Raw genomic sequence first — 24,091 nt, forward strand, 5'->3', positions numbered from 1 at the left:
CACCGTGGGCCGCCGCGGGGCTGCGAGCGTCGGAGCGCAGGCCTAGGCTTCGGCCATGACTGAGTCCCCGCAGCGGCTGATGCTGCTCGACACCGCGAGCCTGTACTTCCGTGCCTTCTTCGGGATGCCCGACACGATCAAGGCGCCGGACGGAACGCCGGTGAACGCGGTGCGCGGGCTGATGGACTTCATCGCCCGCCTCGTCACCGAGTACCAGCCCACCCACCTGGCCTGCTGCTGGGACAACGACTGGCGCCCTCAGTGGCGCGTCGACCTGCTGCCGACCTACAAGGCGCACCGGGTGGTCGAGGAGGTGCCCGGCGACCCCGACGTGGAGGAGGTCCCCGATCCGCTGCAGGTGCAGATCCCGGTGATCCTGGAGGTCCTCGACGCCTTCGGCCTGGCCGTGGTCGGCGCCGACGAGCACGAGGCCGACGACGTCATCGGCACCCTGGCGACGGGCGCGGGCATGCCCGTGGACATCGTCACCGGCGACCGGGACCTCTTCCAGCTCGTCGACGACGAGGCTCAGGTGCGGGTGCTTTACACCGCGCGCGGGGTCGGCAAGCACGAGCGGGTGACCGACGACTGGGTCTGGGCCAAGTACGGCGTCCACGCCCGGCAGTACGCCGACTTCGCGACGCTGCGCGGTGACTCCTCCGACGGCCTGCCCGGGGTCGCCGGCGTGGGCGACAAGACCGCCGCCACCCTGCTGGGGCGCTTCGGCGACATCGACACGATCGTGGCGGCCGCGCAGGACCCGGCCAGTGAGATGGGCCCGGGGCCGCGGGGCAAGATCAAGGCTGCCGCCGACTACCTCGCGGTCGCGCCCCAGGTGGTCGCGGTGGTGCGTGACCTCGACCTCGCCGGCCCCGACCTGACCCTGCCCCGCACCCCTCGCGACCCCGACCGCGTCGTCGCGCTCGACGAGCGGTGGGGGCTCGGCAGCTCCGCCGTACGGCTGGTGGAGGCGCTGCAAGGCTGAGCTCTCGCTCTCGCCACTGACCGGGGCGGTGCTTGCCCGGCGCGTACGTTGGAGGTCATGACTCACATCGCGATCGTCGGCGGCCACGGCCAGGTGGCCCTCCACCTCCACCCCCTCCTCGTCGCCGCCGGTCACACGCCGGTGGCGCTGGTCCGCAAGGAGGAGTACCGCCCCGAGCTCGAGGCGCTCGGCGCGCAGGTGCGCATCCTCGACATCGAGCGCGACGACGCCACGGCGTTCGCCGAGGCGTTCTCGGGCTGCGACGCGGTGGTCTTCGCCGCCGGCGGCGGACCCGACGGGAACATCGAGCGCAAGCGCACGGTCGACCTCGAGGGCTCGCTCAAGTCGATCGAGGGCGCCCACAAGGCCGGCATCGGTCGCCTGGTCCAGGTCTCGGCGATCGGCGTCGACGAGTCGATCCCCGAGGACACCGCCCCGGTCTGGCGGGCGTACGTCGAGGCGAAGCGCGACGCCGACGCGGCGCTGCGCGAGAGCCCGCTGGAGTGGACGATCATCCGGCCCGGCGCCCTCGTGGACGAGCCCGGCACCGGACGCGTCACTCTCGCCGAGCGCGTCGAGCGGGGCAGCGTCCCGCGCGCGGACGTCGCCGCCGTCGTCGCCGCTGCCCTGGACAGCCCCGCCACCGCCGGGCACCAGTGGGAGCTCGTCTCCGGGGACCTGAGCATCGACGACGCGATCGCTCGGGCCGTCGCCGGCTGAGCCAGCTCACGCCGACTCGGCGCCCTCTGCGCGCGAGCCCACGCCGACTCGGCGCCCTCTGCGCGCGAGTTCACGCCGACTCGGCGCGGGGGTTGTGCTGAGTTGGGTTAGTCGGTGAGGGCTGAGTAGGCGACCACGCCGCGGCGTAGGCGCTTGACCGTCTCGCGGGCGGTGCTGCGCAGCGCGGCGTCGTCGCCGGCGGCGTCGGCGACCTGGCCGGCCAGGTCGAGCAGCTGCTTGACCCACCGGACGAAGTCGCCGGCGGCCAACCCGGTGGCGGTGAGCACGTCGTCGAGCTCGTCGCCCTCGGCCCACCGGTACGCGGCCCAGGCGAAGCCGAGGTCGGGCTCGCGCAGGTAGTCCAGCCGGTGCTGCTTCTCCAGTGCGTCGAGGCCGGCCCACAGGTGCACGGTCTGGGCGATCGCGTCCTGGATGGCGCCGCCGGGCACCCGCGGCGTGGCGGAGTCGTCGGCGCGTCGGGTCTCGTAGACCAGGACCGAGAGGGCGGCGGCCAGCCCGGAGCCGTCCAGCCCCTCCCACGTCCCCTGGCGCAGCGCCTCGGCGGCGACGAGGTCCATGTCGTTGTAGATCCGCTGCAGGTGCCGGCCCCGCTCGGTGACGGTGTCGCCCTCGAGGTAGTCCAGCGCGGTCAGCACCTCGCAGACCCGGTCGAACTGCCGGGCCACCGTGTTGGTGCGCTGCTCCACGCGGCGCCGCAGGGTGTTGGCGTCACGGTCGAGCTTGAACCAGCGCTCGGCCCAGCGTGCGTGGTCCTCGCGCTCGGGGCACTCGTGGCACGGGTGCGCGCGCAGCTCGGCGCGCAACCGCTCGATCTCCGCGTCCTGGCGGGTCACGGCCAGGGTGTCGCCGCGCGCCGACCTGCTCCGCGGCGGCTGCGGGTCCAGCCCGTGCGTGGCCGAGCGCAGCGTGGCGGCCAGGTCGCGGCGCATCTGCGGGTTGCGCGCGTTGAAGTTGCGCGGCACCCGCACCCGCGAGAGCGCCTGCACCGGGGTGGGGAAGTCGACCATCGCCAGCCGGCGCGCCTGGCGGTCGCTGGTGACCACGTAGGGGCGCGGCTCCTCGCCGGTCAGGCCGGGGTCGATGACCACGGCGTACCCGGCGTACTTGCCGGTCGGCACCGCGATGACGTCGCCGGGGTGCAGCTTGCTCAGCGAGGTCAGTGCCTCCTCGCGACGATCCAGCCGGCGGGCCCGCGCGGCCCCCTTCTCGGCGTCGTTGATCGCACGGCGCAGCCCGGCGTACTCCATGAAGTCGCCCAGGTGGCAGGTGGCGGCCTCGCGGTAGCCGTCCAGCGCCTCCTCGCTCTTGCGCAGCTGGCGGGCCATCCCGACCACGGCCCGGTCGGCCTGGAACTGCGCGAACGAGGACTCGAGCAGGCTGCGGGCGCGCTCCCGGCCGAACTGGTGCACGAGGTTGACGGCCATGTTGTACGACGGGCGGAACGACGACTTCAGCGGATAGGTGCGGGTGGAGGCCAGGCCGGCCAGCTCGCGCGGGTTCATCCCCGGCTGCCACAGCACGACGCCGTGGCCCTCGACGTCCAGGCCGCGGCGCCCGGCGCGCCCGGTGAGCTGGGTGTACTCCCCCGGCGAGAGGTCAGCGTGCGTCTCGCCGTTCCACTTGCTGAGCTTCTCGATGACCACGGTGCGCGCGGGCATGTTGATGCCCAGCGCGAGCGTCTCGGTGGCGAAGACGATGCGGCACAGCCCCTGCTGGAAGAGCTCCTCGACGCACTCCTTGAACGTGGGCAGCATCCCGGCGTGGTGGGCCGCGATGCCGCGCGTCAGCGCGTCGAGGAACTCGTGGTAGCCGAGCACCTGCAGGTCCTCGCGCGGCAGGTGGGCGCACTTGGCCTCGACGAACGCGTAGATCGTGTCGCGCTCCTCGGGCGTGGTCAGCCGCAGGTTGGCGTTGAGGCACTGGGTGACGGCCGCGTCGCAGCCGACCCGGCTGAAGATGAAGTTGATCGCCGGCAGCAGCCCGTCGCGCTCCAGGCGCTCCACGACGTCGACCCGGCTGGGGATCCACACCCGTCGTCCGTTGCCGATCGGGCGCCCCCCGCCGGACTTGTCGTCGCGGCCGCGGGCGTTGCTGCGTCCGCGCGGAGAGCGCCGGTCCTTGATCCGGGTCGCGGCCCACTCGTCGCGGGCGATCTTGACCAGCTCGTTGTTGACCGGCGCGCCCTCCTTCACGAAGCCGGCCTTGGCGTCGACGTCGGAGTCGGCGAACAGGTCCAGCAGCCGCCGCCCGAGCATCACGTGCTGGTAGAGCGGGACCGGGCGCTTCTCCTCCACGATCGTGGTGGTGTCCCCGCGCACGGTCTCGAGCCACTCGCCGAACTCCTCGGCGTTGGAGACCGTCGCCGACAGCGAGATCAGCGCGACCGACTCGGGCAGGTGGATGATGACCTCCTCCCACACCGCCCCGCGCATCCGGTCGGCGAGGTAGTGGACCTCGTCCATCACCACGAAGCCCAGACCGCTCAGCGTCCGGGAGCCGGCGTACAGCATGTTGCGCAGCACCTCGGTGGTCATCACCACGATCGGCGCCTCGCCGTTGACGCTGTTGTCGCCGGTGAGCAGCCCGACCTGGTCGGCGCCGTAGCGCTTGACCAGGTCGGAGTACTTCTGGTTCGACAGCGCCTTGATCGGGGTGGTGTAGAAGGCCTTGCGTCCGGTCTGCAGCGCGAGGTGGATCGCGAACTCGCCGACGATGGTCTTGCCCGAGCCGGTGGGCGCGGCGACCAGCACCCCGCGCCCGTCCTCGACCTCGCGGCAGGCGCGCAGCTGGTAGTCGTCGAGCTCGAAGTCGTAGAGCCCGGTGAACTCGCGCAGCACCGGGTGGCGCTGCCAGACGCGGAAGTCGGCGTAGCGCTCCGCGGCGGTCTTGTCGTCAGTCATGCCAGCACTTTCAGCGCGCCGGGCGCGCACTCGATCGTCAGGGGAAGGGGACCGAAGCGCTCGCCGTCGGCGTAGGCGACGATCCCCGGGGCGGCCACGGTCACCTGCCGCACCCGGTGGTGCTCGTAGCGCGGGTGCGTGACGTGGGTACCCCGGAACAGCCTCGGGTAGGTGCGGACCAGCTCGACCTTGCTGACCGGCTTGATGATCACGACATCGAGCATGCCGTCATCGAGCAAGGCGCCCTCGGCGATGCGCAGCCCACCGCCGAACGACGGACCGTTGCCGACCGAGACCAGCATCGCGTTGACCCGGCGGGCCGCGCCGTCGAGGTCCAGGCTGTAGGACAGCGGCCGGAAGGTGCGCAGCTCGGCGAGCGTGGCGAGGTTGTAGCGCATCTGGCCCTGCGGCCAGGTCATCGAGTTGGCCCGTTCGTTGACCACCGCGTCGAAGCCGGCGGCGAGCACGGTGAGGAAGTAGCGCGTGCCGCACCGGGCGAGGTCGACCTGGCGGGTGCGCGAGGCGATCACCCGGTCCACCGCTGCGGACGGGTCGCCGGTGGCGATCCCCAGCGCGCGCGCCGCGTCGTTGCCCGAGCCGGCCGGGATGATGCCCAGCGCCACCGGCGTCCCGGCGACCGCCTGCACCCCGACGTGCACCAGCCCGTCGCCGCCGCAGACGACCAGCGCCTCCACGCCGTCGCTGACGCAGCCCCGGGCCAGGTCGAGGGCCTCGTCGGCGTCACGGCCCTGCAGGTCGCGCACCGCGAGCCCGGAGCTGCGCAGCCGGTCGAGCGCGGCGTCGCGGAGCCGGCGCCCGCGCCCCCGGCCCGCGGCCGGGTTCGTCAGGAGTGCGATCTCTCGCGTTTGCACGGCCACGCAGGCGAGACTATCCGGCGGCCCCTGGACGCCGCGGCGAGGAGGTGCCGATCCGCAGCAGCACGGCGTAGCGCTCCGGCGAGGCTCCGACGGCGCGGGCCAGCCGGCTGATCGCGTCGAGGGCACGGTCAGCGTCGAGGTCGGACCCGGGCAGCGCGAGCGTGAGCCGGCCCTCCCGCTCCACCAGGTACACCTGGCCGTGCCGCCAGGCCTGGTGGGTACGACGCCGCACGTCGTCGGCGGCCACCGGGGCCGGGTAGGCCTCGTCCACGGCCAGCAGGTCGCACGGCAGGTCGCAGGCCCGGTCATCCTCGACGCCGGTGAGCCGCCCCGAGACCAGGTGCCCGGCGGTGCGCACCCCCACCTCGGTGGTCCAGGTGACGTCGCCGACGCCGAGCCAGTCGGGCAGGTCGAACGGGTCGACCTCCTCGGGGAGGGCGCCCGTCACAGGGCCGACAGCTCGTCGTCGCCGACCGTGGCCAGCGTGTTGCGGCGCCCGCGCCGCCGGTCCAGGATCCGCACGATGATCTCGGAGAGGACGAAGAGCCCCAGCATCGGCAGGGCCAGGAACAGCATCGAGAACGGGTCGGTGGAGGGGGTCGCCACGGCGGCGAAGACGAACGTGCCGATCACGATCCACGGCCGGTAGGTGCCCAGGGCGCGACCGGGCAGCACCCCGACCAGGTTGAGCAGGATCACGAAGACCGGGATCTCGAAGGCGATGCCGAAGACCAGCAGCGTGCGGGTGAAGAAGCTGAGGTAGTCACCGAAGTCGACCAGGTTGACCAGCGAGTCCTGGGTGAACCCGATCAGCACCTCCAGGCCCTTGGGCAGGGTCCAGTAGCCCACCGCCACGCCGATCAGGAACAGCGGACCGGCGACGGCGGCGAAGACCCGGCTCCACTTGCGCTCGTGGCGGTGCAGCCCGGGCAGGATGAACGCCCAGATCTGGTAGAGCCACAGCGGACTGGTGGCGACCAGGCTGACCACCCCGCACAGCTTCAGCTGCAGCATCAGCGGACCACCCACGCCGCCGATGGTGGCCTCGGTGTCGACGTCCTCGCCCAGCGCCGCGCTGGCCCGCTCGTAGGGGGTCAGCACGAGGTCGAAGATGGGGTCGAAGAAGAACAGCGACACGACCAGGCCGCAGACGAGGAAGACCGCGATCTTCAGCAGCCGGGCGCGCAGCTCACGCAGGTGATCCGAGAGTGCCATCCGGCCGTCGGGGCCGACGGGATGGCGCGGCTTGCCCGCGAAGAGCTGGACGAGACCGGTGACAGACACGGGCGTGGCTCAGCTCGACGCCGTCCGCGGACGGGTGCTCAGAGGTTCTGGGTGTCGGGACGGGCGTCCGACGGCTGCGGGTCGGTGACGGCAGGGGGCGGGGTCTGCCGGCGCTGCGAGGCCGGCAGCTCGCCGGTCGGGCGGTCATCGTCGGAGAGCTCGTCGTCGTCCATCAGCCCCTTGGTCTCGGCCTTGAAGATGCGCAGGGCGCGACCGGTGCCGCGGGCGAGCTCGGGGAGCTTCTTCGCGCCGAAGAGCAGGACGATGACCAGGACGATCAGGATCAGCTCGGTCGGGCCGGGGGCGGAGATCAGGGGGGTGGTCATGGCGTCCTCACCTAGGAGTGCTGCGGGTAGTGATCATCCTACGCGCCCGAGCTGTACAGCCCGAGGGCCTGTCGGCCCTGCTCCAGGAAGTCGTCGCTGAGCTCGGCGGGGGTCACCACCCGCGCGTGCGGGGCCAGCCGCAGCAGCAGCCGGCGCAGCCACCGGTGGTCGGCCACGAGCAGGTCGATCTCCAGCGACCCGTCGTCCTGGGGGCGCACCGCCTCGACCGGGTAGTACTCCGGAACCCAGCGCGCCGCCGGAGCCAGGCGCAGCGTCACCGGGGTGGTGCCGGCGGCCGGCTGGAACAGCCCCGCGGACAGGTCACGCGGCGCCTGGGTGGCGGTGCGGACCGGTGTGTCGAGGACGGATGCGTGGTGCACCCGGTCGAGCCGGAACAGCCGCGGCGCCTCGGCGCTGTGGCACCAGGCGTCGAGGTAGGAGTGCCCGTGCGCGCTGAGCACCCCGCGGGGGTCCACGGTGCGCTCGGACTCCTCGTCGCGCGCCGGCACGTAGTAGGTCAGCCGGACCTGGCGGCCCCGGGCGACGGCGTCCTCCAGGGCGGCCCTGAGCCGGGTCAGCTCGGCCTCGGCGGGGTCGCTGCCCGGGTCGATCAGCGCGGCGGCGCTGCCCTGGGCGGTGGCGGCCTCGAGCTTGGCCAGCGCCCGGTCCACGATCACCCGGGTGTCGTCTCCGGCCCCGTTGCGCAGCGCGCGCAGGGCCACGATCAGCGCGGTGGCCTCGGTGGTGGTCAGGCGCAGCGGACGGGCCAGGTAGTCGGCGTTGAACACCCGGATCACCCCGTCGCCCTCCGGGCCCTCCAGGGCGTCGAGGTCCACGTCGATCAGGTCGTCGGGATAGCCGCCGGGCAGGCCGCACATCAGCAGTACCTTGAGGTCGCGCACCAGCTGTGCGGGCTCCACCCCGAGTGCCGCGGCGGCCTCCTCCAGGCGGACCTCGTCGTGGGCGTGCAGGTAGGGCACGAGCGTCAGCAGCCGGGCCACCTGCTCGCGGGCGTTGGGCTGCACGGGGGGCTGGCTCATGCGGCACCTCCGGGGACCTGGCGCGCCACGACCGCGGAGAGCCGGGCGACCACCTCCTCGCGCAGCCGCGGCGGCGACACGACGTACACGTCGGGGCCGTGGCTGAGCAGCTCGTCGGCGATGTCGGGGCCGGACTGGCCCAGGACGACCTCGTCCCAGGTCGAGCGGGTGTCGGGGCCCTCGACGCCCGGGGTGATGCTGATCGCGTGCCGGCGCAGGGCGTGACCGGCGTCGGCGCGCACCAGCACCACCGCGTGCTCGGCGACCGGGGCGGGCGCCAGGCGACGGGTCAGGGCGCCGACGTCGGTGCCGGCCGGTACGGCGTACGAGCGGGGCGGTCCGTCGTGCAGCACGCGACCGACCACCCGGGAGAGCCGGAAGACCCGCTCCTCGCCACGGTCGGTGTCGAGGCCCACGGCGTACCAGCGCCCCGAGGAGCGGACCACCCCCCACGGCTGGAGATGGCGGGTGGTGGCCTCGGTGGCCCCGGCCCGGCGGTAGGCGAAGGAGACCGGGATGCGCTCCTGGGTGGCCTCCCAGAAGGCGTCGAAGGCGGGCTCGTCGGCGCTCAGCCGCGGCTCCACGATGTCCAGGGCGGTGATGTCGACCGGCAGCCCCGCGGCCGCGAGCTTCTTCAGGGCCTCGGAGGTGGCCTCGGCGAGGCGGGCGTGCTCCCACACCCGGGTGGCCAGACCGATCACCGCGGCCTCGTCGGCCTCGAAGCGGATCTCGGGCAGGGCGAACGCGTCGGGACGGATCCGGTAGCCCGGCTCCTCGAAGAACGCGTCCAGGCTGCCCACCTCGATCGGGACCCCGAGGCTGCGCAGCTCCTCCTTGTCGCGCTCGAACATCTTCTCGAAGGCGTCGGTGCTCGCGTCGGGGTAGAGGATCGCCCGGATCCGATCCTTGGGCACGTAGTGGCGCTGGACCAGCAGCATGATCAGCAGGTTGAGCAACCGCTCCGACTTCGCCGTCGCCATGGCGGCTTCCCTTCCCTGCGTGTGGTGTCGCCCCGCTGTCGACCAGCGGGGCGACGCGGAGACTACTGCGTGGAGTCGTCGTTCTGCTCGGGGGGCGTGGCCGGGGAGGACGCGGGGTCCTCGGGGGCCGCCGGGGCCGCCGTCTTGTCGGTGGTGCCCAGGATGTCGACCACGAAGTACATCGTGTCGGTGCCCTTGATGTCGCCGCGGCCCTTGGCGCCGTACCCGAACTTCGGCGGGACCGCGAGCAGCACCCGGCTGCCGACCGGGACGCCCACCAGCTTGAGGTCCCAGCCCTTGACGAACCCGCCCTCGCCGATCGGGGCGGCGTACGGCTCGCGGGTGTAGGTCTCGTCGAAGGGCTTCTTGCCGCCGAAGACCTTGCCGAAGTAGTCGACGGCGATCACGTCGCCCTTCTTGACCTTCTCGCCGGTGCCGGCGACCAGCGTCGTGGCCTGCAGCTGCGAGGAGGGCCGCTTGAGGCCGGCGAAGTCGAGGTCGGTGACCGAGCCCTCGGCCTCGACCACCTTCGGCATGGTCGCCGGGGCCTTCTGCGCGGCGCCCTCGGGGGCGGAGAGCACCGGGTCGACGAGGTCGACGACGACCAGGACGCTGTCGCCGTTGCCCAGGCCGAGCGAGGCGTTGCCCTGCTCACCGTAGGCGTCCTTGGGCGGCGCGGCGACGACGATCCGCGAGCCGATGCTGCGGCCCTCGAGGGCCTCCAGCAGGAAGGCGGGCAGGTTGTCGGAGATCGAGAGGATGGTCGGCACCTGCGAGTCCCAGGTGCTCAGCGTCTGCTTGGAGGTGTAGCCGTTGCCCAGCCAAAGGTGCGCGAAGACGCCGTCGCCCTCGCCCAGCTTCGCGCCCTTGCCCTCGACGAGGACCTCCGACTCGAGCTTCTCGGCCTCCAGGCGACCGTCCCAGGTGACCTCGGGGGCGGTGCCGAAGTCGTCGGAGACCTTGACGGTGTCCAGCGCTGCGCCGGGCTCCTCCTCCTCGCCGCAGGAGGCGAGGCCGAGGGCCAGGCTCAGCGCGAGCGGGACAGCCAGCAGACGACCGGGACGACGACGCACGTGGGGACTACCTTCCAGACAAACGGGGTTCGGGTCAGCCGCGAACGGCGTCGTCACCTTATCCGGCGCCCCGTAACGGACGGGGCCGGCGGCTCACATCCCGTCGATCAGGCGCTGCACCCGCTCGTCGTAGGCCTTGAACGGGTCCTTGCACAGCACGGTGCGCTGGGCTTGGTCGTTGAGCTTGAGGTGGACCCAGTCCACGGTGAAGTCGCGGCGTCGCTCCTGGGCGTGCTTGATGAACTCGCCGCGCAGCCGAGCCCGCGTGGTCTGCGGCGGCACCGACTTGGCCTCGAAGACGCGCAGGTCGCTGGTCACCCGGGCGACCTTGCCTCGCTTCTCGAGCAGGTAGTACAGCCCGCGATCACGGTGGATGTCGTGGTAGGCCAGATCGATCTGGGCGATCCGGGCGTGGCCCAGCGCGAGGTTGTGCTTGGCGCGGTACTGCTCGATCAGCTTCCACTTGATGACCCAGTCGATCTCGGTGTCGACGAGGCCCAGGTCGTCGGAGTCCACGGCCTTCAGGGTGCGCTCCCACAGGTCCAGCGCCCGCTCGATGACCGGCGTGCTGAGCTCGCGGCGGTCGACGAAGTCGCGGGCCTTGGCCAGGTACTCCCCCTGGATCTCCAGCGCGCTGGCCTCGCGCCCGTTCGCGAGGCGGATCTTGCGGCGCCCGCTCGGGTCGTGCGAGATCTCGCGGATCGCCCGGATCGGGTTCTCCATGGTGAGGTCGCGCATCACCACGCCCTCCTCGATCATCCGCAGCACCAGGTCGCAGCTGGCGAGCTTGAGCATCGTGGTGGTCTCGCTCATGTTCGAGTCGCCGACGATCACGTGCAGGCGGCGGTACTTCTCGGCGTCGGCGTGCGGCTCGTCGCGGGTGTTGATGATCGGCCGGCTGCGGGTCGTCGCGCTGGAGACGCCCTCCCAGATGTGCTCGGCGCGCTGGGAGACCGAGTACGTCGCCCCGCGGGGCGTCTGGGTGATCTTGCCGGCCCCCACCATGATCTGGCGGGTCACCAGGAACGGGATCAGGACGTCGGCCAGCCGGCTGAACTCGCCGGCGCGACCCACCAGGTAGTTCTCGTGGCAGCCGTAGGAGTTGCCGGCGGAGTCGGTGTTGTTCTTGAACAGGTAGATGTCACCGGCGATGCCCTCGTCGTGCAGGCGCTGCTCCGCGTCGAGAAGCAGCCCCTCGAGGACACGCTCGCCGGCCTTGTCGTGGGTGACCAGCTCGATGATGTCGTCGCACTCGGGCGTGGCGTACTCCGGGTGGCTGCCCACGTCGAGGTAGAGCCGGGCCCCGTTGCGCAGGAACACGTTGCTGCTGCGCCCCCAGCTCACCACCTTGCGGAACAGGTAGCGGGCAACCTCGTCCGGCGAAAGGCGTCTCTGCCCCCGGAACGTGCACGTGACCCCGTACTCGTTCTCGATACCGAAGATGCGGCGGTCCATTTCGCCACCCTAGGCCCCCTCACCTAGCACGCGGCGTACATCGCCCGCGTCCTCCTGCGTCGGTGGCTGCCGTTTGGTCCCCAACGGCGCGAAATCCGGCTCGAGTCATGCCGTCTGTGCCCAATCGGGGACCCCGTTGACCTTCCGCCAGCGGTTCTCCAGGCGAGCCCTGCCCGCCGGCGACCAGCAGGACTCCCCCACCAGCCGCCGCCAGGGCTGGACCCGGGCGGGCAGGTGCTTTCGCCCGAGGGCGTGGTCGATCTCCTGGAGCACGCTCGTGGGCCGGTTGAGGAGCTCGTCGGCGGTGAAGGCGCGACGGCGGTACGGCGTGCCGCTGAGGCGACGTTCGCGGCGCAGGTCGGCCGCTTGCACCTCCGGCGTGCGGTGCACACCCCCGTCGTACTCATGGAGGAACCAGGTGCCGACGACCAGCAGGTCCGCGCGGGCGACGAACAGGCCGTCGTCGTCGAACACCTCGAACTGTGGTTCGACCGCGATCCGGACCAGGACGTGGAAGATCCGCAGGAGCGTCTCCCACGCCGACTCCGAGCGCGCGTCGGACAAGCGCACCGCGCGGCGCAGTCGCCGTACGCCGGGACGCGGCGCCGCGTTGCACAGTGCCAGCAGGCGCTCGGGGGTGGTGTGTCCGGCGTGCAGGGCGGCGTCCACCAGGACGACGAGATCCAGCAGGGACAGGTCTCGGGCGGCACGCAGCAGGATCTCCTCGACCGTGTCGATCGGGACCCCTCGATGCTCCTGGACCTCGGCGGCGCGGGCCAGCCGAGAGCACACGAGCGCGGGGCGCCGGGGGCGCGGGTCATCGTGCTGCACGGCCGCGAAGACCGGGACACGCTCGGGCAGCCGCGGCAGGCTCCAGCCCAGCAGCCGCGCGGCGGTGAGGTGGGTGAAGACGGCGCCCTGGGGCAGTACCAACCGCCACGCGTGCAGCTCCCGGATCGTCTCCTCCTCGGGCCCGGCCCCGGGCAGCACCGGCAGGTACAGGCCGTGTCCCACCCGGCGGTAGCCGACCGCCCGGATGTCGCCGCGGACGGCCCCGATGTCGGCTGCTGGTTCCTCGTTCATACAGGCGAGCATCGGTCTCACCCGCACCCACCGACACCCCCAACCCCCACCCTGTGGATAACGATCCTCACGTCGAGCCGCCCACGGCCGCCGGGCGGTTTCGTACACACGCCGATTGGTCACAAACGGCATCGGGAGGCGCCGAAAGTCATCCGTTGGGGACCAAACGGCGGGGCCGAGCGTGCGAGGCGAGGCGGGGCCGAGCCTGCGGGGCGGAGCGTGCGAGGGGTCAGAGGAGGCCGGCGTGGTCCAGGGCCAGGTAGGTCTGCTCGGTGACGCCGAGACGGCCGGCGCGCAGCTCGGCGCGCAGGGTGGGCAGGTCGAGCAGGACGGGCTCGCAGTCCTCGAACTCGTCGAGGCGCTGGTCGTACGACGCGACGCAGCCCCGCGCGATCGCGGCGTAGCGGGGCCCCGTCCCGTTGCCGGACATCGTGGAGGCGACCACCTCGACGCGCTCGCAGCCGTAGCCGGTCTCCTCGCGCAGCTCCCGGGCGGCGGCGCTCGCGGGGTCCTCGCCGGGGTCGACGATGCCGCCGGGCAGGGAGAGGACCTGGCGGGCGGGGCCCGGCCGGTACTGGCGCACCATCACCACGTGGTCGTCGGGGGTGAGCGCCAGCACGGCGACGGTGGCCGGCGTGTCGACGATGTCCCACAGCGCCTCGCGCCCGTCGGGGAGACGCAGCCGGCGGTGCAGGACCCGGACGAAGCCGTCGTAGGCGACGCGGTCCTCCCCCACCGGCACCCAGTCGGGCCGGGCCGGCGGCAGCTCGGTCACGACAGCGGGTCACCCGGGTCGATCTCGGGGGCCACCGGGGGCGCCACCGGCGTGTCCGGCCCGCCCGTGGCCGGGGTGTCGGCACCGCCCGTGGCCGGCGTGTCGTCGCCGGCCTCGGAGGGCGAGACGGCGCCGCGCTCGCCGAGCAGCTCGACGACCCGCGCGGGACGCAGCCGGGCGAACTTGCGCGGCTGGCTGCGGGTCCGATCGAGCACGGCCACCTCGAGGTCCTCGATCGGGATCACCCGGTCGTTGGACTCCGAGTGCCCCAGCGCCGCCACCGCGAGCCGCACGGCGTCCTGCAACGAGCCGCCCTCGCGGTAGTGCTCCTTGAGGTGGCCCGCGACCACGTCGGCGGCGCCGCCCATCACCGCGTACCCGTGCTCGTCGGCGACCTGCCCGTCGTAGGTGAGCCGGTAGATCTGGTCCTCGGCCGGCGCGTGACCGATCTCGGCGACGAACAGCTCGACCTCGTAGGGCTTCTCGCCCCCGCTGGAGAAGATCGTGCCCAGCGTCTGGGCGTAGGCGTTGGCCAGGCCCCGCCCGGTCACGTCGCCCCGGTCGTAGGCGTAGCCGCGCATGTCGGCCAGCCGGACCCCGGCGATGCGCAGGTTCTCGAACTCGTTGTAGCGCCCGACCGCGGCGAAGGCGATCCGGTCGTAGATCTCGGAGACCTTGTGCAGCGCCTCGGAGGGGTTCTCGGAGACGAACAGGACCCCGTCGGCGTACTGCACGCAGACCACCGACCGGCCGCGCGCGATGCCCTTGCGGGCGAAGTCGGCGCGGTCCTTCATCATCTGCTCGGGCGAGACGTAGAACGGCATGCTCATGGTGGCTCCCTCTCAGACCAGGCCCGCGGAGGGGCCATCGGGGCGGTTCATCCGCCCGGCGATCACGCGGTCGGCGATGGTCGCCACCTCGTCGTCGGGCAGCCGGCGGCCCCCGTCGGCGGTCACCACGTGCACCACGGGGAAGATCCGCCGCGCGATGTCGGGCCCACCGGTGGCGGAGTCGTCGTCGGCGGCGTCGTAGAGAGCCTGGAGGGCGGCCGTGACGCACTCCTCGGCGGTGAGGTCGTCGCGGTAGAGCTTCTTCAGCGACCCGCGGGCGAACAGCGAGCCCGACCCCACCGAGTGGAACGCGGTCTCCTCGTAGCGTCCGCCGGTGACGTCGTAGCTGAAGATCCGCCCCTGCTCGGTGTGCAGGTCGTAGCCCGCGAACAGCGGCACCACCGCCAGGCCCTGCATGGCCATCCCGAGGTTGGAGCGGATCAACGCCGCCAGCCGGTTGGACTTGCCGTCCATCGACAGCGTGGTGCCCTCGATCTTCTCGTAGTGCTCGAGCTCGGTCTGGAACAGGCGCACCATCTCCACCGCGAGCCCGGCGGTGCCGGCGATGCCGACGCAGGAGTACTCGTCGGTGGGGAACACCTTCTGGATGTCGCGCTGGGCGATGATGTTGCCCATCGTGGCCCGCCGGTCACCGGCCATCAGCACCCCGCCGGGGAAGGTGGCCGCGACGATCGTGGTGCCGTGGGGCGCGAGGTCGCCCGCGTTGCCCTGAGGTACGGCGCGACGCGAGGGCAGCAGGTCGGGTGCCTGGTCGGCGAGGAAGTCCGAGAACGAGGACGTCCCGGGCATCAGGTAGGCCGCGGGGAGGCGGGGGCTGTCGCTCACTGAGCTCACTCGCCGCCCTTCTGGATGAACGACTTCACGAAGTCCTCGGCGTTGGTCTCCAGGACGTCGTCGATCTCGTCGAGGATGGCGTCCACGTCGTCGTCGAGGGCCTCCTTGCGCTCGGCGACGTCGCTCTCGACGGCCTCCTCGGCCTTCGCCTCGCTCTCGGTCGACTTGCGGGGCTGCTTGTGCTCCTGGGCCACGGGGTCCTCCTTGGTGAGGGGTCGCCACCGACCCTATCCAGGGTCGGTGAGCTTTGGGGGTCGGTGACTCAGCGCGTCAGCGCCGAGATCAGCTGCTGGGCGTTCTCACAGCGGTCGAGGAGCTCCCCGACGTGCGCCCGGGTGCCGCGCAGCGGGTCGACGGTCGGGATCCGCTGCAGCGACTCGCGACCGGGCAGGTCGAAGATGACCGAGTCCCAGGAGGCGGCGGCCACGTGCGCGGCGTACTTCTCCAGGCAGCGCCCGCGGAAGAAGGCCCGGGTGTCGTGCGGCGGCTCGTGCATGGCCTCGACGACCTCGGCGTCCCCGAGCAGCCGCTCGATGCGCCCGGCGCGGACCAGACGCTGGTACAGGCCCTTCTCCGGGCGGATGTCGGCGTACTGCAGGTCGATGAGGTGCAGCTTGGCGTCGTCCCAGTCGAGCCCGTCGCGGTCGCGGTACTGCTGGAGCAGCTTGAGCTTGGCCACCCAGTCCAGCTCCCCGGCGCACAGCATCGGGTCCTGCTCGAGGCGGGTCAGCACCGACTCCCAGCGGGCCAGCACGTCGGCGGTCTGCGCGTCGACCTGGTCGCCGTAGCGGTCCTCGACGTACTTGCGGGCCAGGTCGAGGTACTCCATCTGCAGCTGGACCGCGGTCAGCGTGCGGCCGTCGTTCAGGCGCACCAGGTGGCGCAGCGTCGGGTCGTGGGAGACCGCGCGCAGCGCCGCGACGGGCCGCTCGACGCTGAGATCGCGGTCGATGAAGCCGTCCTCGATCATCGCCAGCACCAGCGACGTGGTGCCCACCTTGAGGTACGTCGAGATCTCGGCCAGGTTGGCGTCGCCGATGATGACGTGCAGGCGCCGGTACTTCTCGGGGTCGGCGTGCGGCTCGTCGCGGGTGTTGATGATCGGCCGCTTCAGGGTGGTCTCCAGCCCGACCTCGACCTCGAAGTAGTCGGCGCGCTGGCTGATCTGGAAGCCGTGCTCGCGGCCGTCCTGCCCGATCCCGACCCGCCCGGCGCCGGTGACCACCTGGCGGCTGACGAAGAACGGCGTCAGGTGGCGCACGATGTCGGCGAAGCGCGTGGCGCGCCGCATCAGGTAGTTCTCGTGGGTGCCGTAGGAGGCGCCCTTGTTGTCGGTGTTGTTCTTGTAGAGCACGATCGGCGAGCCGTTCGGCAGCTGCCCCGCGCGCCGCGCCGCATCGAGCATCACCAGCTCGCCGGCCTTGTCCCAGCGCACCACGTCGAGCGGGGTGGTGACCTCGGGGGTCGAGTACTCCGGGTGCGCGTGGTCGACGTAGAGCCGGGCCCCGTTGGTCAGGATCACGTTGGCCAGGCCGAGGTCCTCGTCGGTGAGCTGCGAGGCGTCGGCGGCGGCCCTCGACAGGTCGAAGCCGCGGGCGTCGCGCAGCGGCGACTCCTCCTCGAAGTCCCACCGCGCCCGACGGGCCTTGACGGTGGCCGACGCATAGGCGTTGACGACCTGCGAGGAGGCGACCATCGGGTTGGCGCTGGGCTGACCCGGCACGGAGATGCCGTACTCGACCTCGGTTCCCATGACGCGGCGCACGCTCATGGACAGAGCCTACCGACGGCTCATCACCATCTTGGTGACGTAGAGCATCGCGAGCACGACGAGGACGATCGCCAGGATCTTGAGCACGAGTCCAGCCTCCTCCCGGCCGCCGGTAGCCCGCGGCATCCGTGGGCGACCTACCCGTGTCTGCCACGGGGCAAACGAACTACCGTGGGGATGGCTCAACAACGACTCACCGAGGAGCGCCGGATGGGTGCCTGGACCGACCACGTGGTGCCCCGGCTGACCGACGCCTCGCTCAGCGGCGACGAGGTGGCGACCTGGCGCCGGCGGGTGTGCCGGGGGCTGCGCGGCCGGGTCCTGGAGCTGGGCTTCGGGTCGGGGTTGAACCTGGCCTGGCTGCCCGAGGCGGTGAGCGAGGTCGCGGCCGTCGATCCCTCGCACCTGGGGTGGCGCCGCTCGGCGTCGCGGCGCGCCGCCAGCGGCGTGTCCGTGCAGCGCTCCGGACTGGACGGCCAGTCGCTCACCGAGCAGACCGGGTCCTGCGACAGCGCGCTCTCGACGTTCACGCTGTGCACGATCCCCGACCCGCTGCGTGCGCTGGCCGAGGTGCGCCGGGTGCTGGCGCCGGGCGGTGCGCTGCACTTCCTCGAGCACGGGCAGGCGCCCGACGACGCCGTGCGCGGCTGGCAGCGCCGGCTCGAACCGTTCCAGCGGCGGGCCTTCGCCGGCTGCCACCTGACCCGCGACGTCCCGGCCCTGCTGGGCGAGGCGGGTTTCGACGTCGTCGACCTGGAGCAGCTCTACCTACCGGGCCCGGCGCTGCTGCGGCCGTGGACGTTCGGGTCGGTCGGCCGGGCGGTGCGCCCGGCCGACTGACCGCGGCTCAGAGGTACTGGCCGGTGTTGGAGACGGTGTCGATGGACCGGCCGGGCTCGGTGCCCTGCTTGCCGGTGATGAGCGTGCGGATGAAGACGATCCGCTCGCCCTTCTTGCCCGAGATCCGCGCCCAGTCGTCGGGGTTGGTGGTGTTGGGCAGGTCCTCGTTCTCCTTGAACTCGTCGACGCAGGCCTGGAGCATGTGCTGGACGCGCAGGCCCTTCTGCTGGTGCTCGAGCAGGTCCTTGATCGCCATCTTCTTCGCGCGGTCCACGATGTTCTGGATCATCGCCCCGGAGTTGAAGTCCTTGAAGTACAGGACCTCCTTGTCGCCGTTGGCGTAGGTGACCTCGAGGAAGCGGTTCTCCTCGGTCTCGGTGTACATCCGCTCGACGGTGGCCTGGATCATCCCGGCCGTGCACGCCTCGCGGTCGCCGCCGAACTCGGCGAGGTCGTCGGTGTGCAGCGGCAGGTGGGAGGTCAGGTACTTGCTGAAGATGTCGCGTGCCGACTCCGCGTCGGGACGCTCGATCTTGATCTTCACGTCCAGCCGCCCGGGCCGCAGGATCGCCGGATCGATCATGTCCTCGCGGTTGGAGGCGCCGATGACCAGCACGTTCTCCAGCGCCTCGACGCCGTCGATCTCGCTGAGCAGCTGCGGCACGATGGTGTTCTCGACGTCGGAGGAGACGCCCGATCCGCGGGTGCGGAACAGCGAGTCCATCTCGTCGAAGAAGACGATCACCGGGGTGCCCATGCTGGCCTTCTCCCGGGCCCGCTGGAAGACCAGCCGGATGTGGCGCTCGGTCTCCCCGACGTACTTGTTGAGCAGCTCGGGGCCCTTGATGTTGAGGAAGTAGGACTTCCCCTCCTGCCCGGTGCGGGCGGCGACCTTCTTGGCCAGCGAGTTGGCCACCGCCTTGGCGATCAGCGTCTTCCCGCAGCCGGGCGGCCCGTAGAGCAGGACGCCCTTGGGCGGCTTGAGCTCGTGCTCGAGGAACAGCTCGGGGTGCAGGTAGGGCAGCTCCACCGCGTCGCGGATCTGGTCGATCTGAGCGACCAGCCCGCCGATGCGCGAGTAGTCGATGTCGGGGACCTCCTCCAGGACGAGCTCCTCGACCTCGGACTTGGGCACCTTCTCGTAGACGTAGCCGGCGCGGGCGTCGAGCAGCAGCGAGTCGCCGGCGCGCAGCGTCTCGGTGCGCAGCGGCTCGGCGAGGCGCACCACGCGCTCCTCGTCGGCGTTGGCGATGACCAGCACCCGGTCGCCGTCGGCCATCAGCTCCTTGAGCATCACCACCTCGCCGACCTGCTCGAAGTCGAAGGCGGCGACCACGTTCAGCGCCTCGTTGAGCATCACCTCCTGGCCGCGGCGCAGCTCGTCGAGCTCGACCGAGGGGCTGACGTTGACCCGCAGCTTGCGCCCGCCGGTGAACACGTCCACGGAGTCGTCGTCGTTGCGGGCCAGGAAGGTGCCGAAGCCAGCCGGCGGCTGCGCCAGCCGGTCGACCTCCTCCTTGAGCTTGAGGATCTGGTCGCGGGCCTCGCGCAGCGTGTGGGCCAGCCGCTCGTTCTGGCTGGTGACCGCCGCCAGCGAGCGCTGCGTGTCGGCGAGCCGGAGCTCGATGCCCCGTGAGTGAGCGGGGCCGTCAGCGAGGCGCCGGCGCAGGTCGGTGACCTCCGCCTCCAGGAACCGCACCTGGCTGAGGAGCTCCTCGCGGCCGCGACCGAAGTTGGAAGCACTGTCCGATGCCGACATGAGCGTCACCTCCTGTGTGTTCCAGCGACCCTACCGCTGTCCTCCAGGAACGGAAGGGACGCGCGCGGCGTCAGTCCCAGGAGGGCTCCTCGACCACCTGCGGGGGCAGGTCGGCCGGGCGGGGACCGCTGTAGTCGACGCCGTAGGCGCCGGGAGCGGGGCGTCGACGCTTGACCGGGGCGCTCTGGCCGGCCGACATCCGCCGCGCGGTGACCAGGAACGCCGTGTGGCCGATCATCTTGTGTCCCGGCCGCACGGCCAGCCCCTCGACGTGCCAGTCGCGCACCAGCGACTCCCAGGCCTGCGGCTCGGTGAAGCCGCCGTGGGCGCGCAGCGTCTCCACGATCCGGCTCAGCTGCGTGGTGGTCGCCACGTAGGCGCACACGATGCCGCCGGGCACCAGGGCGCCGGCGACCGCGTCGACGCACTCCCAGGGCGCGAGCATGTCGAGGATGATCCGGTCGACGCGGGCGCCGGAGGCCGGCAGCGCCTCGGCCAGGTCGCCGAGCTCGAGGCTCCACGCCGGGTGGTCGCCGCCGAAGAACTGGGTGACGTTGCGCCGGGCCACGTCGGCGAACTCCTCGCGGCGCTCGTAGGAGGTGACCCGCCCGTGCGGGCCGACGGCACGCAGCAGGGAGCAGGTGAGCGCGCCGGAGCCGACGCCGGCCTCGACGACGTGGGCGCCGGGGAAGATGTCGGCCATCGCCACGATCTGGGCGCTGTCCTTGGGGTAGACGACCGCCGCGCCGCGGGGCATCGAGACCACGAACTCCGAGAGCAGCGGGCGGAACACGAGGTACTGGCCGCCGGCCGTCGAGGTGATGGTGAACCCCTCGTCGCGCCCGATCAGGTCGTCGTGCGCCATCCCGCCGCGGTTGGTGTGGAAGCTCTTGCCGGCCTCCAGGCGAATGTTGTGGCGCCGGCCCTTCTGGTCGACCAGGCGCACCCACTCGCCCTCGCGCAGCGGACCGCGGTGCACCCCCGACCAGGCCTCGGGGGCGACGTCCTCCCAGGGAGCGTTCTCGTGCGGCGCGCGCTGGTCCGGGGCCTCCTGGTCGGGAGCCTCCTGGTCCGTCGTCTGGGGGTCCGGGGTGTCCTCGAGCATGCGCGGAAGACTATCGGCGGGTGCTGCGGAACGCCCTATCGACGTCGGCGGTGCTGAGCACGCCGAACAACCGACCGTCGTCGTCGACGACGAGGTACTCCGACGCCGGGGTGCGCCCCAGGGCGACCACCAGCTGCTCCCCCGACAGCCCGGCGGGCAGGGTGAGCCCGGCCTCGAGGCTGCGCGAGATGCTGGAGACCGGCAGCCAGGGACGCCGCTCCTCGGGGGTCGCGAGCAGGGCCGCCTCGCTGAGGATCCCCACCGGCGTGTCCGTGCCGGCGACGGTCACGACGCTGCCCGCCTGCGCCTCCTGCGCGCGGCGTACCGCCTCGGCCACCGAGAGGTCGTCGGGCACGGTGACCGTACGGCGGGCGATGTCGCGGGCCACCAGCTGCGGCAGCCGTGCCCGCATCCGGGCGGAGGCGATCGACGCGGTCGCCCCGGTCCACAGGAAGAGCGCGATCACGAACGCGATCACGTAGTCGAAGACGTCGGGGTCGCGACCCAGCACGGCCGGCTGCGCGGCGGGCCACAGCAGCACCGCGAGCGCGGCGAGGCGCCCGCCCCATCCGGCGGCGACCGTGCCCCGGTGCATGTCGCCGGTCAGCTGCCACACGGCCGCCTTGAGCACGCGCCCCCCGTCCAGGGGCAGGCCGGGAACCAGGTTGAGCACGCCCACCAGCAGGTTGGCGACGATCAGCCCCTGCAGCACCAGGCGCAGCAGCCCGTCCGGGGTCACCGGCACCGCGGCGAGGGCGAGCAGCCCGATCGCGATCGAGGTGAGTGGGCCGACGACGGCGATCAGGAACTCCTGGCGCGGTGTGCGCGACTCGCCCTGGATCTCGGTCGCGCCGCCCAGGAAGTGCAGGGTGATGGCGCGTACGGCGAAGCCCTGGCGGCGCGCCATCAGCGCGTGGGAGGCCTCGTGCAGGAGCACCGATCCGTAGAGGACCACGGCGAAGGTCGCTCCGGCGACGTACTTCCAGGCGCCGAGGCCGGGCTGTGCCTGCTCGATGGCGGGCGCCATCACCACCGCGATCAGGCCGGCGATCAGGAACCACGAGGAGGAGACCAGGACGTCGCTGCCCGCGATGGTGCCGATCCGCAGGGTTCCCGGGGGGCGGTGCGGAGCGGAGCTGGGGGCTTCAGGAGGCACGCTGCCGAGGCTAGCCGACCGCACTGTCGGCGCCCTCGCCTAGGGTTTTTGCCATGAGCGCCCCGCACGACTCCCCAGCGGATCTGGTCTCGACGCCGGTCGACGGCGTCGAGGTGCTCGGCGCGCTCTCCCCCAGCCGCGCCGGGGACTTCCTGACCTGCCCGCTGCTCTACCGCTTCCGCACCGTGGACCGGCTCCCCGAGCCGCCCTCGCCGGACGCCGTGCGCGGCACCGTGGTGCACAAGGTGCTCGAGGACCTCTTCGACCTGCCGGCCGCCGAGCGCACCCCTGAGCAGGCCGCCCGGATGCTCGATCCGGCGTGGGCGGGCCTGCGGGAGGCCGAGCCCGAGCTCGCCGCGATGCTCGGCGAGGAGGGCCCGGAGCTGGCCGGGTGGCTGGCCGGGTGCCGCGAGGTGCTGGAGCGCTACTTCACCCTGGAGGACCCCCGGCGCCTGGAGCCGGCTGAGCGGGAGCTGTACGTCGAGACGGTGCTCGACTCGCGCCTGCTGCTGCGCGGGTTCGTGGATCGGCTCGACGTCTCCACGGACGGGCTGGTGCGCGTGGTCGACTACAAGACCGGCCGGGCCCCCAGCGAGGCGTTCGAGGCGAAGGCGCTGTTCCAGATGCGCTTCTACGCGCTGGTGCTGTGGCGCACCCGCGGGGTGGTCCCGGCGATGCTGCAGCTGGTCTACCTGGGCAGCGGCGAGATCCTGCGCCACGTGCCCGACGAGGCCGAGCTGCTGGCCACCGAGCGCAAGGTGGAGGCGATCTGGCGCGCGATCCGCCACGCGGAGGAGACCGGGGACTGGCAGCCGCGGCGCAGCGCGCTGTGCGCCTGGTGTGCCCACCAGGCGCTCTGCCCCGAGTTCGGGGGCACTCCCCCGCCGCTGCCCCCGACCACCCCCGAGGCCGCCGTGGTGGAGGTGGCTCAGTCGGCGCCGGTGCCGCTCACCGGGTCCGGCGGCGAGTCCGGCGTCGGGTAGAGCACGCAGGCCACGTCGACGGTGCCCGCCCGCCGCAGCCGCGGGTCCACCCCCTCGTGGAAGTGCACGTCCACTCCCGCGCCGTGGTCCTCGATCCGGTCGACCCCTCCCCACAGCGGCTCGTCGGCGTTCTCCGCGCGGATCCGCTCCAGCAGCCCGCGGACCTCGCCGGCGCCGCCGCGCCCGAGCCGTGCCACCTGGCTGGGCCGGTCCAGCACCTCGAGGTTGCCGACCAGCGACTGCTCGGCCTCGAAGGCCTCCGGGCGGCGGGTCCAGTGCTCCTCGAGGAGCGTCTTGAGGTCGCGCGCCTCCCACCCGCAGGCGGGCGTCGCCTCGGGGCAGCGCGGGTGGAAGCTGCAGCCCAGCGGCGGGTTGGCCGCGTCGGGGATCTCCCCGCGGGGCAGGTCGCGGGCCACCATCAGCTCCGGGTCCGGCTCCGGGATCGCCTTGAGCAGCGCCTTGGTGTAGGGGTGGCGGGGGTTGCGGAAGATCTCCTCGGTCGGCCCGATCTCCACCACGCGACCCAGGTACATGATCGCGATCCGGTCGCAGAAGTACTTGGCGCTGGCCAGGTCGTGGGTGATGTAGATGTAGGTGAGTCCCAGGTCGCGCTTGAGGTCCAGCATCAGCTGCAGGATCTTGGCGCGCACGCTCATGTCCAGCATCGAGACCGGCTCGTCGGCGACGAGCACCTCGGGGTCGAGGATGATCGCCCGCGCGATCACCGCCCGCTGCTTCTGCCCGCCCGACAGGTCCGAGGGGTACTTGGACAGGAATCGCTCCACCGGGGCCAGCCCGACCCGCTCCAGGGCGTGGGCCACGCGTCGGCGCAGCTCCTCGCCCTGGGCGATCTTGTGGATCACCAGCGGGTGTCCGACGGCGTCCTCGATGGTCATCGACGGGTTCAGCGCGGCGTGCGGGTCCTGGAACACCATCTGCAGGTTGGTCCGCAGCTCGCGCAGCTCGCGGCCCCGCATGGTGGAGACGACCCGCTCCCCACGCCCGGCGTCGTGGTAGGTGATGCTCCCGCTGGTCGCCGGCACCAGCCCGAGCAGCGCCCGGCCGAGCGTGGACTTGCCGCTGCCGGACTCCCCGACCAGCCCGAGCACCTCGCCGCGCCGGAGGTTGAAGGAGACGCCGTCCACGGCCTTCACCGCACGCGTCTTGAGGCCCAGCAGCCGGCTCAGCGCGCCGCCGCGCAGCTCGAAGTGCACGGAGAGGTCCTGGACGTCGACGACGGCGTCCGAGCGCGTCTCCACGCGAGTGGTCACG

At 72.2% G+C, this 24,091-nt stretch carries 23 protein-coding genes; 4 read left to right on the forward strand and 19 right to left on the reverse strand.

Going from position 1 to position 24,091, the window contains the following annotated elements; genetic code table 11:
* Nucleotides 1-55: 55 nt before the first annotated feature.
* Together AC6EH9_RS10140 and AC6EH9_RS10145 are read left to right on the forward strand one after the other, a co-directional pair.
* Nucleotides 56-985: a 5'-3' exonuclease gene (locus AC6EH9_RS10140; RefSeq protein ID WP_498422758.1), complete on the forward strand. Its 930-nt coding sequence runs from the start codon at nt 56-58 to the stop codon at nt 983-985.
* 57 nt (nt 986-1,042) lie between these two features.
* Entirely contained in the window at nt 1,043-1,705 is a 663-nt protein-coding gene (locus AC6EH9_RS10145) for an SDR family oxidoreductase (protein ID WP_498422760.1), read from the forward strand.
* Between the two features lie 107 nt (nt 1,706-1,812).
* Here the strand turns inward: AC6EH9_RS10145 and AC6EH9_RS10150 are convergent, their stop codons facing one another.
* The 15 genes from AC6EH9_RS10150 to dop form a co-directional block, all read right to left on the reverse strand.
* Nucleotides 1,813-4,626, reverse strand: a complete 2,814-nt coding sequence (locus tag AC6EH9_RS10150) for a DEAD/DEAH box helicase (RefSeq protein WP_498422762.1) — start codon at nt 4,624-4,626, stop codon at nt 1,813-1,815.
* Complete coding sequence (locus AC6EH9_RS10155) at nt 4,623-5,504, reverse strand: YegS/Rv2252/BmrU family lipid kinase (RefSeq protein WP_498422763.1); 882 nt, start codon at nt 5,502-5,504, stop codon at nt 4,623-4,625. The genes AC6EH9_RS10150 and AC6EH9_RS10155 overlap by 4 nt, the downstream gene beginning before the upstream one ends.
* 10 nt (nt 5,505-5,514) lie before the next feature.
* A complete protein-coding gene (locus tag AC6EH9_RS10160; RefSeq protein ID WP_498422764.1) occupies nt 5,515-5,952 on the reverse strand; it encodes a hypothetical protein in 438 nt (145 codons plus the stop codon).
* Nucleotides 5,949-6,788, reverse strand: coding sequence for a twin-arginine translocase subunit TatC (gene tatC, locus AC6EH9_RS10165; RefSeq protein WP_498422765.1), 840 nt, complete (start codon nt 6,786-6,788; stop codon nt 5,949-5,951). The genes AC6EH9_RS10160 and tatC overlap by 4 nt, the downstream gene beginning before the upstream one ends.
* Before the next feature lie 38 nt (nt 6,789-6,826).
* The gene (gene tatA, locus AC6EH9_RS10170; protein ID WP_498422766.1) at nt 6,827-7,114 is read right to left on the reverse strand and encodes a Sec-independent protein translocase subunit TatA; all 288 of its coding nucleotides are present in this window, start codon (nt 7,112-7,114) and stop codon (nt 6,827-6,829) included.
* 38 nt (nt 7,115-7,152) lie between these two features.
* Nucleotides 7,153-8,154 (reverse strand): helix-turn-helix transcriptional regulator, encoded by a 1,002-nt coding sequence (locus AC6EH9_RS10175; protein ID WP_498422767.1) that lies wholly within the window; start codon nt 8,152-8,154, stop codon nt 7,153-7,155.
* Nucleotides 8,151-9,134, reverse strand: coding sequence for a helix-turn-helix transcriptional regulator (locus tag AC6EH9_RS10180; protein ID WP_498422769.1), 984 nt, complete (start codon nt 9,132-9,134; stop codon nt 8,151-8,153). The genes AC6EH9_RS10175 and AC6EH9_RS10180 overlap by 4 nt, the downstream gene beginning before the upstream one ends.
* A 62-nt stretch (nt 9,135-9,196) precedes the next feature.
* The gene (locus AC6EH9_RS10185; protein ID WP_498422770.1) at nt 9,197-10,207 is read right to left on the reverse strand and encodes an FKBP-type peptidyl-prolyl cis-trans isomerase; all 1,011 of its coding nucleotides are present in this window, start codon (nt 10,205-10,207) and stop codon (nt 9,197-9,199) included.
* Between the two features lie 93 nt (nt 10,208-10,300).
* Nucleotides 10,301-11,662: a Pup--protein ligase gene (pafA, locus tag AC6EH9_RS10190; RefSeq protein ID WP_498422773.1), complete on the reverse strand. Its 1,362-nt coding sequence runs from the start codon at nt 11,660-11,662 to the stop codon at nt 10,301-10,303.
* 105 nt (nt 11,663-11,767) lie between these two features.
* Complete coding sequence (locus AC6EH9_RS10195) at nt 11,768-12,745, reverse strand: PDDEXK family nuclease (RefSeq protein ID WP_498422774.1); 978 nt, start codon at nt 12,743-12,745, stop codon at nt 11,768-11,770.
* Nucleotides 12,746-12,974: 229 nt separating this feature from the next.
* Nucleotides 12,975-13,520: an NUDIX hydrolase gene (locus AC6EH9_RS10200; RefSeq protein WP_498422777.1), complete on the reverse strand. Its 546-nt coding sequence runs from the start codon at nt 13,518-13,520 to the stop codon at nt 12,975-12,977.
* Nucleotides 13,517-14,350 (reverse strand): proteasome subunit alpha, encoded by an 834-nt coding sequence (gene prcA, locus AC6EH9_RS10205; protein ID WP_498422779.1) that lies wholly within the window; start codon nt 14,348-14,350, stop codon nt 13,517-13,519. Before prcA ends, AC6EH9_RS10200 begins: the two co-directional genes overlap by 4 nt.
* 12 nt (nt 14,351-14,362) lie before the next feature.
* Entirely contained in the window at nt 14,363-15,160 is a 798-nt protein-coding gene (gene prcB, locus AC6EH9_RS10210) for a proteasome subunit beta (RefSeq protein ID WP_498423128.1), read from the reverse strand.
* 41 nt (nt 15,161-15,201) lie between these two features.
* Nucleotides 15,202-15,399, reverse strand: coding sequence for a ubiquitin-like protein Pup (locus AC6EH9_RS10215; RefSeq protein ID WP_498422780.1), 198 nt, complete (start codon nt 15,397-15,399; stop codon nt 15,202-15,204).
* A gap of 68 nt (nt 15,400-15,467) precedes the next feature.
* Nucleotides 15,468-16,976, reverse strand: coding sequence for a depupylase/deamidase Dop (dop, locus tag AC6EH9_RS10220; RefSeq protein WP_498422782.1), 1,509 nt, complete (start codon nt 16,974-16,976; stop codon nt 15,468-15,470).
* Between the two features lie 210 nt (nt 16,977-17,186).
* Between dop and AC6EH9_RS10225 the strand changes: the two genes are divergently transcribed.
* Nucleotides 17,187-17,816, forward strand: a complete 630-nt coding sequence (locus tag AC6EH9_RS10225) for a class I SAM-dependent methyltransferase (protein WP_498422783.1) — start codon at nt 17,187-17,189, stop codon at nt 17,814-17,816.
* A gap of 7 nt (nt 17,817-17,823) precedes the next feature.
* Here the strand turns inward: AC6EH9_RS10225 and arc are convergent, their stop codons facing one another.
* The 3 genes from arc to AC6EH9_RS10240 all read right to left on the reverse strand — a co-directional run bounded on the left by arc (nt 17,824) and on the right by AC6EH9_RS10240 (nt 21,836).
* Nucleotides 17,824-19,575, reverse strand: a complete 1,752-nt coding sequence (gene arc / locus AC6EH9_RS10230; RefSeq protein WP_498422784.1) for a proteasome ATPase — start codon at nt 19,573-19,575, stop codon at nt 17,824-17,826.
* A gap of 70 nt (nt 19,576-19,645) precedes the next feature.
* Nucleotides 19,646-20,554 (reverse strand): tRNA (adenine-N1)-methyltransferase, encoded by a 909-nt coding sequence (locus AC6EH9_RS10235; RefSeq protein ID WP_498423129.1) that lies wholly within the window; start codon nt 20,552-20,554, stop codon nt 19,646-19,648.
* A 136-nt stretch (nt 20,555-20,690) separates the two neighbouring features.
* Nucleotides 20,691-21,836, reverse strand: coding sequence for a site-2 protease family protein (locus AC6EH9_RS10240; protein WP_498422786.1), 1,146 nt, complete (start codon nt 21,834-21,836; stop codon nt 20,691-20,693).
* Nucleotides 21,837-21,889: 53 nt separating this feature from the next.
* On the opposite strand from AC6EH9_RS10240, the gene AC6EH9_RS10245 reads away from it, so the two are divergent.
* Nucleotides 21,890-22,819, forward strand: coding sequence for a RecB family exonuclease (locus tag AC6EH9_RS10245; protein WP_498422787.1), 930 nt, complete (start codon nt 21,890-21,892; stop codon nt 22,817-22,819).
* Here the strand turns inward: AC6EH9_RS10245 and AC6EH9_RS10250 are convergent.
* Complete coding sequence (locus AC6EH9_RS10250; RefSeq protein ID WP_498422789.1) at nt 22,765-24,090, reverse strand: ABC transporter ATP-binding protein; 1,326 nt, start codon at nt 24,088-24,090, stop codon at nt 22,765-22,767. The two genes, AC6EH9_RS10245 and AC6EH9_RS10250, sit on opposite strands and share 55 nt — an antisense overlap.
* Between the last annotated feature and the right edge of the window lies 1 nt (nt 24,091).

Source organism: Nocardioides sp. Z21_20, assembly GCF_059766585.1.